Here is a 15,019-nt window from a genome sequence, read left to right as displayed (position 1 = left end):
GGTCGTTGATTACTGAAACCCTTATGGCGGAACCGCTGGCGCGTTCCGCCCTACAGCTCTGGCCATTCTTCAAGGCGCGCTTGCGCAGTTCGAGAAACCGCTCTCAGCCGAAACGAGATACGTACCGTTACCCGCCGGATTTTGCCCGGAGACAAAATTTTCGACGTCAGGCGTAGCCGTTGCGGTCATGCCTTCCACGCCGAAGGCGTTGGTCGCTGGATTCGTACCTTGTTTGCGCAGGCCGATACCCTTGTTTCCACCGCTGCCTGCGCTGGTATTGCCGGAAATGTCCAGACAAACGTCATCGTCGATTGTTGAGGTCGAATTACCGGCATTTACCGCGATGCCAGGACGCACGCCACCAAGCGGTGCGGCGACCGTGTTGTTCTTGATTGTGATATTCAGCCGTCCCGCGGTACCGTCGTAGGCGACGCCCAGAATACCGTTACCGTCGGTTTGGCTAATCGTGTTGTTGTTGATGGTTGTATCCAGCCTTGGCGTATTGTCAGTGAATACATCCGTCTTGCTGGTGCCGACGCCGATGCCTTGTGATGCGAACGTGTTGTTGGGAGTGATGGTATTGCCGTTGATGGTTGAACTGACCTGAGCGTCGCCGAACGCGGAATGCGAAATGCCAGTGCCGGTAGTGTTGAAAATGCGGTTGTTGTTAATCGCGAAATTCCCTTGGCCGCGTCCATTGACCAGAGCGACTATGCCTTCTCCCTGGAATTTAACGCCCGCGGTTGCGCCTTGCGCCGTGTCGTTGAGCTTGTTGCCGCTGATGGAAATGACGTTGGCCGGATTATTGAACGTGCCGTAACTGCCGCCCGCCTGCGCTTCGGTAACGTTGCCGCCCTGCACCTGAATGCCCCGCCCGCCGGGGAAATGATTGACGATATTGTTGTCGATCGTTCCCTTGGTAATGGATGAACTGCCTCCCGTATGGCCGAACGAGATGACGCTGATGCCGCTGCCGTTCGAATCGGTTGTGGTAGTCGCGCTAGTCAGCGTGTTGTTCGAGATGTTCAGGTTGCTGATCGTACCACTGTAATTTTGAATCCAGATGCCATGAAATGCCGAGTTGTTCAGCGTGCTACCGGTGATTGTGACGGTGCCGTTGATGTGGTTGGCTGTGCCGTCTGCCGGATAGGTATCGAAAGAAATATTGGCGTCGTTTTGACCGCTGACCTTGGCGGTGGCGACATTGTTGATCGTTCCGTTCATGTAGATGAAGTTCTGAACGTTATTGCTGCCGCGAATGCCACTGCGCGCGGTATTCTGAATGTTCAATTGATCGAAAGAGACATTTTGCGCGTTGGTAAGCACGACGCCCACGCCGGTAGTATTTTGAATCGTGCCGCCGGAGCCGTTGTTGGTGCTGCCGCTGTCACCACTGACGGAGAAACTGCCGGTAGTATTGTTCAGCACGATGCCGCTGGCCGCACCGTTGCTCGATACCGCCGTCAGGCTGACCGTGCCGCCGAAATCGCTCAGGTTTACGGCGCTGCCGGTCGTCGAGCTGACGCTGGCCTGATCGACCGTCACGCCACTGATCGCAGCACCTGCTGCATCGTTGATGCCCGGGTTCGCACCGGTTGAAAGATTGAAGCCCTGCGCGCGGACATTGTTTCCGTTCAAAGTCAATGTGCCTTGAATCTGCGGCTGAATGCCGCCGATAGTCGGTCTGTCGATCGTACCGTCTGGTGGCGAGATACCCATCAATGCGTCGAAGGTATTGGTCGGCGAATTCGTCGCGCCTTGGCCGATCAGCCATTGCGCGCTGGCCTGGGACGCCGCCCCGCTCAGCGTGACGCCGACGCCCGATGCCGTGGTGCCGTTGTAGACAAAGATACGATGATTGGCGCTTGTGCTTTTGGCTGTATTGGCCGAGGCCAGACTGTTGAACGGACTGGCCAGCGTACCGGTGCCGTCGGTGCCGGCGGCCGGATTGACGAACCAGACAACCGGCCCGCTCACGGTCATATTGATGGTGGCGGGCGCGCTCGTCGCCGTGCCGGGGCAGCCGTCATCCTTCACCGTATAGGTGGCGGTGGCGGCGCCCGTGTAGCCCGGTTCCGGTTCGAAATCAAAGGTGCCCTCGCCGAGACTGACATTGGAAACGGTGCCGTGAGTGCCGCTACTGATACTGGCCAGGCTGAAGGTCGGCGAGCAGCCGTTGATGCCGGTATCGGCATCGGTTACGCCGGCCAGCAAGCCGGCATCGATGCCGGTGCGTTTCATGTTGGCCTGCACGCTGCCGCCATTCTTGGTCTGCGCCACCGGCGGGTCGTTCACCGGGTTGACCGTGAGGGTGAAGGTCTGCGTTCCGGAAAAGTCCACTCCGCCATTGGTTGTGCCGCCGTTGTCCGAAAGCTGCAAGGTGATCGTGGCGTTGCCGTTCTGGTTGGCCGCCGGGGTGTAAGTGAGCACGCCAGTCGACGATACCGCCGGTCCGGCGCTGAATAGGCTCGTGTTGGTATTGTTCGTGACGCTGAACGTGAGTATCTGACCCGCTTCGTCGGCCGGACCGGCGCTGATCGCGGTCGCCCACGGATTCGCGGTTTGCGGTCCGGCGTCTTCGTCGACGGTTTGATCGGCGCCTTTGGTAAAGCTTGGCGCGTCGTTGACCGCCGTCACATTGATGACGAAGGTTTGCGCCGCCGAGGTATTTGCCCCGCCGTTGGCCGTGCCGCCGCTGTCGGAGAGCGTCAGTGTAATCGTCGCGCTGCCGTTGGCGTTGGCCGCCGGCGTGTAAGTCAACTGGCCCGTGGACGAAATCGCCGGAGCCGTGCTGAACAGGGTGGGGTTGGTATTGCCGGTGATGTTAAAGGTCAGCGTCTGGCCCGCTTCGTCGGCCGGACCGACGCTGATCTCGGTCGCCCAGCCGGGCACGGTTTGCGCGCCGGCATCTTCCAGCACCGTCTGATTGGAGCCTTTGGTGAAGCTCGGCGCATCGTTGACCGGCGTCACATTGATGACGAAGGTTTGTGCCGTCGAGGTATCCACCCCGCCGTTGACCGTGCCGCCGTTGTCGGAGAGCGTCAGCGTAATCGTCGCGCTGCCGTTGGCGTTGGCCGCCGGCGTGTAAGTCAGGACGCCGGCCGACGATACCGACGGTCCGGCGCTGAACAAGTCGGGATTCGTGTTGCCGGTAACATTGAACGTCAGGACTTGCGTATTGCCGTCGCCGTCGCTGATATCGGTCGCCCATCCGGACACGCTTTGCGCCCCGGCGTCTTCGTTCGCCGTTTGATCGGCGCCTTTGGTGAAACTGGGAGCCGTATTAACGACCGTGGTAAACGTCGACGTAAAATCGGCCACCATGCCGCTCGGCGGGTCGATCGCATCAGAATCGTCGATTTCGTCCTTGTGCACCATGACCGTACAGGTATCGCCGTACGGAAGGGCGGCATTCGGAGTCAACTGAAAAGCGGTCGCGTTCGAGGCCGGCAGCGTCGGATTCGATGTAAACGCCACTGCGTTGCCTTCGGGGCATTCGATGCTGAATGCGTCGGCCGTGGCATTGACCGCTTCAGTGAAGGTGATGTCGATGCTGCTGCTCACGGCGACATCCGTCGCGCTGTTTGCCGGAGTGACCGAGTCAACCTCGGGCGGGTTGTCGATATTCAACTGTTTGTCCACCGGGTTGCTGGTGTCTTCGCCGTCGCTCAGCGTTACCCGGAGGGTCCGTTCGGTTCCACTTGGCGTGGCGGCCGCGCTGGCATAGGTCAAATTGCGCAGCAGGGCTTGCGTCGAGACCGGGTCGGCGCTGGCGTTCAGCGTGACGGTCAGGCTGGGAGAAGTTTCGTCGTCGCAATCGAAATCGGTTGCCAATTGGCCGATGGCGGTCGGTCCGCTGCCGTCGAAGTCGTACTGTACCGTGTTCCCGTCGAGAGTGATGTGGCCGGCGCCCGCGCCTTGATCCAACAGGGCGAGCCGGTCGTCATCTTCGCAATTGGTGATGATGTCTGCGATCAGTACGCCGTTATTGAAATTCGCCGAGTCGATGTCGCTCACGGTCGCGGTGCCGTCGAGAACGACCGCGCTGCCGGCATACGCCGGTGTGGCGCCCGGCATCGTGACGACCGGCGCGTCGTTCACCGGGATGATGTCGATCGTGACCGTATCGGTGGCGCTCAAGGCGCCGCCGGCGCCGGTTGCGCCTTGATCGTCGCTGGTGAGGGTCAGCGTCACGTGCTCGGTTGCGTCCGGCGCGGGTTGAAAACTCAGTCCGTCCAATGCCGCGTTGATCGCGGTCAAATTGCCCGTAAAGGTCATGGTGGCGTCGTCCGTGCCGTCGCCCTCCGCAAAGGCCAGATCGTTCGTGTCGCCGAGCGTCAGGCTGCCACTGGAGACGTCGAGCGTGATTTTGAGGTCGGCGCTGTCGGCGTCCACATCGCTTACGCTGATCCGATTGCTATTGTCCTCATTGAAGACGAGGGCGGTGTCTTCGTTCGTGGTTTGATCTGCGACATCTTCGTCTTCGTCCGTGGTTTGCGGCACCGCGTTGACTGGCGCGTCGTTGATCGAGGTGACGTTCACCGTTATCGTCCTTGGGGTCGGATCCAGATCGCTGCCGCCATTGTCGGTGCCGCCGTCATCGCGCACCTGGAACGTAAAACTGGGGTACGGTGCGCCGTTCGCGTTCGCCTCCGGCACGAATTTCAATCTGCCGGCGGCGATAGCGGTGGCCGCAATGTCGGTACCCGCTTCAATTGCTTCCGTAATCTCTTCCGTACCCTCGGTATGCGAAAGGGTCAGGCTGCCGCTGCCGGGCAAGGTGGCGATTTTGACCGAAAGCAGTGCATTGGCGGGCAAGTCGTCGGTATCCGCGAAGCCGAAATCGCCCGCGTTGAAAGCGTAATCGACGTCTTCGTCCGTCGTGACCGTGTTATCCGTGCCGGCCGGCGCGTCGTTGACCGAGGTGACGTTCACCGTTATCGTCTTCGCGGCCGGATCCAGATCGATGCCGCCGTCGGCGGTGCCGCCGTTGTCGCGCACCTGGAAGGTGAAGCTGGCATACGACGCGCCGTTCGCGTTCGCTGCCGGCGTGAATTTCAAGTCGCCGAGATCGGCGACCGCAATCTCGGTATCCGCGACCACTGCGGAACCCGAAAGGGTCAGACTGCCGGTGTCGGGCAAGGTGGCGATTTTGACCGAAAGCAGCGCATTGGCGGACGAGTCGTCGGGATCGGTGAATCCGAAATCGTCCACGCTGAAAACGTAATCGCCGTCTTCCAGAGCGGTAACCGTTTTGTCCGTGCCGGCCGGCGCATCGTTGACCGCATTGACGGTGATCGTGAAGCTTTGCGATCCCGAACTGTTGACGCCGCCGTTGGCGGTGCCGCCGTCGTCCATCAGCGCGACCTTGATATTCGCGGTGCCGTTGGCATTGGCGGCCGGCGTGAAGGTGAGGGCGCCGGTAGCCGGATTGACGGCCGGACCCGCGCTGAACAGCGCGGCATTGTCGTTGGCGGTGACATTGAAAGTCAACGTCTGGCCCGATTCGTTGGCGGGGCCGGCGCTCATGGCCGTGGCCCAGCCGGGTACGGTTTGCGTGCCGGCGTCTTCAAGGACCGTTTGGTCCGCGCCTTTGGCAAAGCTCGGCGCATCGTTGACCGAGTTGACCGTAATCGTGAAGGTTGTTGGCGCGGACGTATTCGCCCCGCCGTTGGCGGTGCCGCCATCGTCGGTAAGGGCGATTTGAATGCTCGCCACGCCGTGCGCGTCCGCCGCCGGCGTGTAGCTCAGCGTGCCGTTCGCCGTCATCGCGGGCGCGACGGCAAACAGGCCGGGATTCGTGTTGCCGATGATGACGAACGTCAATGTCTGGGCGGCTTCGTCGGCGGCTCCGGCGCTGATCGCGGTCGCCCAGCCGGGTACGGTTTGCGCCCCGGCATCTTCATTCACGCTTTGATTGGCGCCGGCGGTAAAACTCGGCGCGTCGTTGACGGGATTGACGGTGATCGTGAAGCTTTGCGGCACGGAAGTATCGCTGCCGCCGTTGGCGGTGCCACCATTGTCCTTGAGCGTCAGCTGGAGAGTCGCGGCGCCGTTGGCATTGGCGGCCGGCGTGAAGGTCAGATCGCCGCTGACCGGATCGACGGCCGGTCCGGCGCTGAACAGCTCTGGATTGTCGTTGGCGGTGACATTGAAAGTCAGCGTCTGGCCGGATTCGTTGGCGGGGCCGGCGCTGATCGCGGTCGCCCAACCGGGTACGGTTTGCGCGCCGGCATCTTCAAGACTGTTTGGTCCGCGCCTTTGGCAAAGCTCGGCGCGTCGTTGACGGGATTGACCGTGATCGTGAAGCTTTGCGGCACGGAAGTATCGCTGCCGCCGTTGGCGGTGCCGCCATTGTCCATGAGCGTAACCTGAATGTTTGCCGTGCCGTTCGCATCCGGCGCCGGGGTAAAAGTCAGATTCCCGGAAGTATCCAGGGCCGGTCCGGCACTGAACAGCTCGGCATTGTCGTTTGCCGTGATCTGGAAGGTCAACGTTTGAGCCGCTTCGTCGAGCGGGCCGGGGCTGATGGCCGAAGCCCAGCCGGCCACGGTTTGCGCGCCCGCGCCTTCGTTGACGGCCGGGTCCGCGCCTTGGGTGAAGCTCGGCGCGTCGTTGACGGAATTGACGGTGATCGTGAAGCTTTGCGGCACGGAAGTATCGGCGCCGCCGTTGTCGGTGCCGCCGTTGTCCGTGAGCGTCAGCTGGAGAGTCGCGGTGCCGTTGGCATTGGCGGCCGGCGTGAAGGTTAAATCCCCGGTAGCCGGATCGATGGCCGGTCCGGCGCTGAACAGCCCCGGATTGTCGTTGGCGGCGACATTGAAAGTCAGCGTCTGGCCCGCTTCGTTGGCGGCGCCGGCGCTGATCGCGGTCGCCCAGCCGGGTACGGTTTGCGCGCCGGCGTCTTCATTCACGTTTTGATCGGCGCCTTGGGTGAAGCTCGGCGCATCGTTGACCGCGTTGACCGTAATGGTGAAGCTTTGCGGCGCGGAAGCGTCGCTGCCGCCGTTGGCGGTGCCGCCGTCATCCGTGAGCGTCAGCTGAATAGTCGCGGTACCGTTGGCATTGGCGGCCGGCGTGAAGGTCAGATCGCCGCTGACCGGATCGACGGCCGGTGCCGTGCTGAACAGCCCCGGATTGTCGTTGGCGGTGACATTGAAAGTCAACGTCTGGCTCGATTCGTCGAGCGGGCCGGAGTGGATGGCCGAAGCCCAGCCGGAAACGGTTTGCGCGCCCGCGCCTTCGTTGACGGCCGGGTCCGCGCCTGGGGTGAAGCTTGGCGCGTCGTTGACGGGATTGACGGTGATCGTGAAGCTTTGCAGCGCGGAAGTGTCGGCGCCGCCGTTGGCGGTTCCACCGTTATCAGTGAGCGTCAGCTGGAGAGTCGCGGTGCCGTTGGCATTGGCGGCCGGCGTGAAGGTCAGATCGCCGCTGACCGGATCGACGGCCGGTCCGGCGCTGAACAGCTCTGGATTGTCGTTGGCGGTGACATTGAAAGTCAGCGTCTGGCCGGATTCGTTGGCGGGGCCGGCGCTGATCGCGGTCGCCCAACCGGGTACGGTTTGCGCGCCGGCATCTTCAAAGACTGTTTGGTCCGCGCCTTTGGCAAAGCTCGGCGCGTCGTTGACGGGATTGACCGTGATCGTGAAGCTTTGCGGCACGGAAGTATCGCTGCCGCCGTTGGCGGTGCCGCCATTGTCCATGAGCGTAACCTGAATGTTTGCCGTGCCGTTCGCATCCGGCGCCGGGGTAAAAGTCAGATTCCCGGAAGTATCCAGGGCCGGTCCGGCACTGAACAGCTCGGCATTGTCGTTTGCCGTGATCTGGAAGGTCAACGTTTGAGCCGCTTCGTCGAGCGGGCCGGGGCTGATGGCCGAAGCCCAGCCGGCCACGGTTTGCGCGCCCGCGCCTTCGTTGACGGCCGGGTCCGCGCCTGGGGTGAAGCTCGGCGCGTCGTTGACGGAATTGACGGTGATCGTGAAGCTTTGCGGCGCGGAAGTGTCGGCGCCGCCGTTGGCGGTGCCGCCGTTGTCCGTGAGCGTCAGCTGGAGAGTCGCGGTGCCGTTGGCATTGGCGGCCGGCGTGAAGGTCAGATCGCCGCTGACCGGATCGACGGCCGGTCCGGCGCTGAACAGTCCCGGATTGTCGTTGGCGGTGACATTGAAAGCCAGCGTCTGGCCCGCTTCGTTGGCGGCGCCGGCGCTCATGGCCGTGGCCCAGCCGGGTACGGTTTGCGCCCCGGCGTCTTCATTTACGCTTTGATCGGCGCCTTGGGTGAAGCTCGGCGCATCGTTGACGGGATTGACCGTGATCGTGAAGCTTTGCGGGGCGGAAGTATCGCTGCCGCCGTTGGCGGTGCCGCCGTCGTCCTGCAAAATCAGCGTGATGACCGCGCTGCCATTGGCGTTGGCGGCCAGGGTGTAGTTCAAGGCGCCGTCCGGGGTAACCGCAGGCGCTTCGGCGAACAGGTCGGGATTCGTGTTGCCGGTGACGGCGAAGGTCAAAGTCTGCGCGGTTTCGTCAATCGCGCCGGCGCTGATCGCGGTCGCCCAGCCGGGTACGGTTTGCGCGCCGGCGTCTTCATTCACGTTTTGATCGGCGCCTTGGGCAAAGCTCGGCGCATCGTTGACCGCATTGACCGTAATGGTGAAGCTTTGCGGCGCGGAAGCGTCGCTGCCGCCGTTGGCGGTGCCGCCGTCGTCCTGCAAAAGCAGCGTGACGACCGCGCTGCCGCTCGCGCCGGGAGCGAGGGCGTAACTCAGCGTGCCGTCCACGGCGACGACCGGAGCTTCGGTGAACAGGTCGGGATTCGTGTTGCCGGTGACGGCGAAGATCAGCGATTGCCCCGACTCGTCGGCGCGGCCGGGACCGATCGCAGTCGCCCAGCCGGCTACGCTCTGCGCGCCGGCGTCTTCGTTGACGTGCTGGTCCGGACCGACGGTAAATACTGGCGCATGATTGATGCTGTCGACAGTAATTGTCATCGATTTGTCGAAAGTCAACGCCCCCAAGCCAGAATCCGTGCTCCGGATATGCACTTGATAACTCGATTGCGTGGGAAAATCGAGTACGGCGGCCGTACGCAATTCCTCGCCGACGATTTGGAAGGCGGCGTTATCGGGATACGCTGACGGATCGGCCAGGGCATAAGTGTGGGTATCGGCAGCATCGGCATCGACACTGCCGAGAGTACCCACCAGGGTTCCGGCCGGCTGCCCCTCTGCAATGCGCGTATAACTCAACAGAATGTCTGTCGGCGCTTCGTTGGCATCGACGATGCCAATCGTAAATTGTTTTTCTGTGAACAAACCGCCGTGATCGGTGCTGCGTACGCGAATGCGGTAAGTCGGTTGGGTTTCAAAATCGAACGCGGCGGCGGTCTGTAATCGATTGCCGACAATCCGGAATGCTGCGTTATCGTCATCGCCGGAGCCGGGAACCAATGTATAAGTCTGACTCTCGCCGGCATCGGTATCGCTCGTGGATAACTCGCCGACAAGCGAATTTTCCGGTTGATTTTCGGCGATTGTCTCTGCGCTCAACGCGATGTCGGTGGGCGCGTCATTGACATCGTTCACGGCGATCGTGAACGCTTTTTCGATAGCCCGGCCGCCGTTTTCATCGCTCCGCACCCGAATGCGGTAACTGGGTTGGGTTTCGAAGTCGAAAGATGCCGCCGTCTGCAAAGCATCGCCGTCGATTTTGAACGAGGCGTTATCCGTTGCGCCGTCGCCGCTGATCAGCGTATAGCTGTAATCGCTTCGCTTATCCGCGTTGACCATCGAAAAATGGCCGACTGCCGTATCGGCCGGCTGGTTTTCATCCACATGCGACGAACTCAGTGCGATATTCAGCGACAACTTGACCTGGATACCCTGGATGGCTTTATTTAAACCCACGTCCGTTCCCTTGAACACCACGAGCGGATTGCCGCAACTGAGAATCGGCAGCGAAAGCACCGGCGGCAAATCGCAACGCAGCATATCCCGGCCGTTTCCGGCGGCCGGCCCGACTTTGAACTTGCCTTGAGTCACCAGATATAAATACGGGCCATACACGTCAACGCCGTCAATGTCTTCCGTATTTTGCGCCAGGTCCGCTTGCTGGCCGTCGAAAAAAAGTTTGAAGCTTCCCGCGGTGTCTTCGCCCGTGCTGCCGGTAAATTCAATCAGGTCCTGTTTATGGGCCAAGAAAGGCTGTCCGTTTTCGTCGAGCAGCCGATTTTTTGCATGGGTGCTGAAAATCAAATGTCCGTCGTTATTTAAGGCTAACGCATCGATATTGGTTTTCACTCCCACGTCGGAGCCGTCGAAGAATAAATCGAAAGTACCTTTGGTGGGCAGCACGCCGGCCCCCCCCCCTTCGGGATCCCAATTGAATTTAACGATGTCCGCCCCCTGGACGCGCACCTTTTGTCCGTTGATGCTCAGTTTGAGGTTACCGAGAAAGGAAAGCAGCAGGTAATCCTCGGCAACATAAAAACCATCGATCTGTTGTCCAACCAGCCCTACATCGGAGCCATCGAAAAAGATCGACCATTCTCCATGCTCGCCTCTTTCGGTGTCGAACAGTAGAATGTCTTCCTTTTTGTACTTCAGGTCGCCGATTTGGCCGTTTGTTTTAGGCGTGACATAAAAAATATCGGCCATTAACGGCGAAGCGGCCAGCAACGCGAACAGCATTACCGGTAACCATTTGTAAATGCGGGTTGTCATTCTACATTTGCCATTGTTGCGTGTCGGAAAACGGGCCGCCGAGTTACTTCAAGAAAATTCAAGAAAATAAGGATTTCCCTTAGGATTTGGCCCCAAATCCTTATCTCCTTCCCGGAAATCTCTGCTTCGGTTTCTCTTCCTTCATGCCGAATAAAGGCGAAGGAGAGGAGGGGGCTTATTCAAAGCCTCCCTAAAATGCGGATATGCCGGAGTCCAAAGCTTGCTTTGGCCTTCCAATGCAATATCGTCAAGCCAAGCCGGCCCCAAAATGCTTTAACAAAGCAAACGCCTGCCTTGCGCGGACGGGATGACGGCCGAAGTCAAAACGGCGATCATGCTCCGCTATGGCGATGATTCGAAATTACAACGGGGATGGAGATCCGGCGCAAAAAGCTTGCTCGACTCAATCGGGCTGTGCTTTACAGCCATCTGTCAAGTGATGCCCCCCTAAGCATAGTAAAGCTTGCGCATAAAGCAAGCTTTTAGGAAATTACTGGGATATGACTTAACGGCACTGGGCGTATTTACCTTATCGTGAAAGTATATTCCAGGTATTTTTCATTTATTGCATACGAACCGACGAATTTTCGCGGTAACGGAATAAGTCCGTAGCCTTTATTGAGTCGTAAGCCGCCGGGTTGAGGTACGAAACCCGGCTTCCTCGTTCCCACGCTCCAGCGTGGGAACGAGAGCTGTAGGGCGTTTTCGCGATAGCAAAACGCCAACCCCCTTCAAAGCGCGGCGGATTGCCTGGCGGCGAATCCGCCCTACAAGAGCTGAACACAGTGAAGCGCACTCCGGGTATCGTTCGCCATTGATGCGCCTCCCGGTCTTATTGAGGTAGATTTTGCATAATAAAATGAAATTAAGCAACACTTAAATGGCTAGACGATGAGTAAGAGCTGTGGGACGTTTTCGCGATAGCAAAACGCCAATAGCCTTCAAAGTGAGGCGGATTGCCTAACGGCGAACCCGTCCTACAAGATACACACTGCATTCATGTAGAGCTGTAGGGCGTTTCGCGATAGCAAAACGCCAACAGGCTTCAAAGGCTATGGCGGATTGCCTGGCGGCGAATCCGCCCTACAAGAGCTGCATCCCTGTAGTCGTGACGGCAGCGTGGAAATGAAAAAATGCGGAAATAAAAAACCCGCCGAAGCGGGTTTTCTGATCGGAGGTTCATCCTGTAGACCGGTCATTCACCGGTTAGGCGAATCGCGTCGATCTACCGCTCCGGTAAAGCTGTTGGGTTGATCGGCCCCGTCGATGTCGTCGATGGCATCGTTGCCGAGTCCGCCATTGAATGTTTCGAAGCCGGCGTCATCGTCCAGATCGTCGGGACCGTTGCCGCCATTCAATATGTCGTCGCCGTCGCCGCCGGTCAACGAATCGGCGCCATTGCCGCCGTTCAGAACGTCGTTATCGGGGCCTCCTCCCAGTTGGTCATTGCCGTTGCCGCCGTTGAGGATGTCCGAACCCGGACCGCCGTCCAGCAAATCTTTGCCGTTACCGCCGTTCAAGGTATCGTCGCCGTTGCCGCCGTCCAGGGAGTCGTTGCCATTGTTGCCTTCGAGCGTGTCGTTGCCATCCTCCCCGGACAAACTGTCGTTGCCGCCGCCGCCGAGGATGACATCATCGCCGTCTCCGCCATCGACCGAATCCGCCCCGCTACCGACGAGAACAATATCATTGCCCGCCAGGGCGTTTATGCTGTCATTGCCCCCATTTCCGCAAATGACATCGCCATTGTTCGTACCCGTGATGAGATCGCGTTTTCGTGTGCCGATAATGAGTTCGGGGCCGCTGCCGCCCGTATAAGGCGTATTGGACTGAACGAAAATCGCGTCTGCCGGATTAAGCCCCGCTTTTTTCGCGGCTTTTCTGCAATCGTGAGGAATCAGCGATCTGGCGAACGCCGCCGGGCTGTTGCTCAACGCGACAATGCCAAACGCCGCCAGGACGCAAGCGGATTTCATCAATTTATGGGAAAACATAGACAACTCCGTTTAAAACTGAATACTCAAAGCCGGGCCGTCAGAATCGTTTCAATTTCGGCATCGGTCAGTACGATCGGATTGGTCTGCATGCTGCTGCCTCGGCTGTTCGCGACGATCAGCGGAAAATCCTCGGCGCCGATACCGTAACGATTCAGGCGCGGCAGTTCCAGTCGTTCGCTCCACTCGGCCAAAAGCTCGGTCAGGGCCGAGCGGGCCGACGAATCGTCCATTTCATTCCGTCCCGTGAGAAGCCGTCCGGCTTCGGCATATTTGACCAAGGCGGGATGATTCGGTTCGCGCGCCTGCAGCGCTTCAATGTTGATCCGCGTCGCGGCAGCCACCAGCGTGCCGCAGACCACCCCATGCGGAATCGGAAAATAGGCGCCCAACGGGGAAGCCAAGCCGTGCACCGAGCCCAGGCCGACTTGCGCGAGGGTAATGCCGGAAAGCAGAGACGCATAAGCCATTGCGCCTCGGCCGTGGCCTGCGGCCGGCTCAATCCCTTCCCATGCCGAAAAAAAACCTTCCTTGAAAGCCTTCATTCCGCTCCAGGCCAGCGCGTCGGTAAAAGGATTGGCTTTGCTCGAAACGTAAGATTCCAGCAACTGGGTAAAGGCATCCATGCCGTCTGCCGCGATCAGTTCGCGGGGGCAACTCGCCAGCAAATCGGGGTCGATCACCGCGTATTCGGGGATCAGACATTCGTCGCGGAACGATTTTTTGAAACCGTCCGGCCCCTGCACGCTCAATACCGCGTTTTTGGTCGCCTCGCTGCCGGTTCCGGCGGTCGTCGGCACGGCGATAAACGGCGTACTCGGGCCCCGGTAAGGGACATTCTTGCCGACGCCTTCGAGGTGGTCCATCACCGAATTGCCGTGCGGCAGGAGGCCCGCGACCGCTTTGGCCGCATCGAGCACGCTGCCGCCGCCGATCGCCACGACCACCTCGACGCCTTCGCCGAGGAACCGGCTTACTGCTTCATCGACCCGCATCGGCGACGGTTCGCCGGAAACGGTAAAATGCAGCCAGCGCAAGCCTTTGGCTTCCAGCTCTTCGATAAAAGCCCGCCAGCGCGGCGTTCCGCAAAACGAGTGTTTACCGGTCACCACCAAAACGGTACGGCCATAGGCGGCAGCCAGCGTGGGGACTTCGCCGATGCGCCCGCTGCCGTAATGGATGCGCGGCAGGCGCGAGATCGAAAAAGGAGCAAAGGGCATAGGCTTTTACCCCTTTGGAAACAGGCCGTGATAACGGACGCCCTGACGAGGTTCGGCCATCCAGTCCGCCACCATGTCGCGCCAGGCCAGATAATGAGCGGTTTCTTTATGAGCTGCCGCGTCTTCGGCCGCTGCATAGGCTTCGTACAGAATAAATTGGGCGGGGTCTTCCGGAGACTGCAGGACATCGAAACGGCGGTTGCCCGGTTCCCGGATGGAAGCCTCGTGGTTCAGCCGGATGGCGGCAATAAAATCGTCGATGCGGTCGGGTTTGACCTGAACGTGGACCAGGGTAACGTGCATGATTTCACCTTAACAACAATGAACAGGGCTGCCATTATACTGCACGCAAGGCTTTCGATTTTACCGAATTTTCGCAAGAAATCCGGCGGTTCGGGGAAAAGAAGTTTTTCCCCAAACTGGATGCGCCGGAATTCGGAAAGGCTATTTCAAGCTTCGGTAATAAACGCTCAACTCTTCGACTTCTTTTTCGGTCAGGGTTTTCGCGATCAAACGCATTTTACCGTAAACGTCGTTATGGCGGCTGCCGTCCTTGAAAGCGGTCAAAGTGGCTTTCAGATACTCGGCCTGTTGTCCGGCCAACGCGGGGATGTCGAGTTTCTGGCCTTCGCCGTTATTGCCGTGGCAGACTTCGCAGGGAACGAGCAGACGCTCGTTGTCGCCTTGCTTCACCAGGGCTTCGGCGCTTTTAAGCGTCTCTTTGCCATAAGAGGTGGGGGGCGGCGGCAGCGAGGCGAACCACGCCGAGAGATCGGCCATGTCCTGCTTGCCGAGTCCTTTCGCGATTCCGGCCATCAGCGGGTTGTCGCGGCTGCCGTCCGCATAGTCCTGCAATTGTTTGAATAAATAAGTCGGCAACTGGCCGGCCAGCGACGGATAGTCCGGGGTTTCGCTGATGCCGATTTCGCCGTGGCAGGCGGTGCAGGTCGCGGCCAGTTCGCGGCCTTTCTGCGCATTGCCTCCCTTTACGAAATTGAGTTGCTCTGCGGTCCACGCAACCCGGGAGGAAGGCGCGGCGCTTGCGAGTGCCGGTGCCGCCAGAATCAGAGAGAGCCATAATCTGTTCATA

General features: G+C 59.9%; 6 protein-coding genes. All 6 read right to left on the bottom strand.

Going from position 1 to position 15,019, the window contains the following annotated elements:
• Nucleotides 1–69: 69 nt before the first annotated feature.
• The 6 genes from METAL_RS10350 to METAL_RS10325 all read right to left on the bottom strand — a co-directional run bounded on the left by METAL_RS10350 (nucleotide 70) and on the right by METAL_RS10325 (nucleotide 15,018).
• A complete protein-coding gene (locus METAL_RS10350; RefSeq protein WP_005372117.1) occupies nucleotides 70–5,985 on the bottom strand; it encodes a beta strand repeat-containing protein in 5,916 nt (1,971 codons plus the stop codon).
• A 173-nt stretch (nucleotides 5,986–6,158) separates the two neighbouring features.
• Nucleotides 6,159–10,715, bottom strand: coding sequence for a cadherin repeat domain-containing protein (locus METAL_RS19960; RefSeq protein WP_051040366.1), 4,557 nt, complete (start codon nucleotides 10,713–10,715; stop codon nucleotides 6,159–6,161).
• A 1,199-nt stretch (nucleotides 10,716–11,914) separates the two neighbouring features.
• Nucleotides 11,915–12,709: a calcium-binding protein gene (locus METAL_RS19955; RefSeq protein WP_005372112.1), complete on the bottom strand. Its 795-nt coding sequence runs from the start codon at nucleotides 12,707–12,709 to the stop codon at nucleotides 11,915–11,917.
• Nucleotides 12,710–12,735: 26 nt separating this feature from the next.
• Entirely contained in the window at nucleotides 12,736–13,929 is a 1,194-nt protein-coding gene (locus METAL_RS10335; protein WP_005372110.1) for an iron-containing alcohol dehydrogenase, read from the bottom strand.
• A 6-nt stretch (nucleotides 13,930–13,935) separates the two neighbouring features.
• Nucleotides 13,936–14,232: an antibiotic biosynthesis monooxygenase gene (locus METAL_RS10330; protein ID WP_005372108.1), complete on the bottom strand. Its 297-nt coding sequence runs from the start codon at nucleotides 14,230–14,232 to the stop codon at nucleotides 13,936–13,938.
• A 141-nt stretch (nucleotides 14,233–14,373) separates the two neighbouring features.
• The gene (locus tag METAL_RS10325; RefSeq protein ID WP_005372107.1) at nucleotides 14,374–15,018 is read right to left on the bottom strand and encodes a c-type cytochrome; all 645 of its coding nucleotides are present in this window, start codon (nucleotides 15,016–15,018) and stop codon (nucleotides 14,374–14,376) included.
• Nucleotide 15,019 lies beyond the last annotated feature (1 nt).

The organism is Methylomicrobium album BG8 (assembly GCF_000214275.2).
Lineage (GTDB): Bacteria > Pseudomonadota > Gammaproteobacteria > Methylococcales > Methylomonadaceae > Methylomicrobium > Methylomicrobium agile.
The sequence above is the reverse complement of the archived record's forward strand: the minus strand, read 5'-3'. Positions and strand labels throughout refer to the sequence as shown.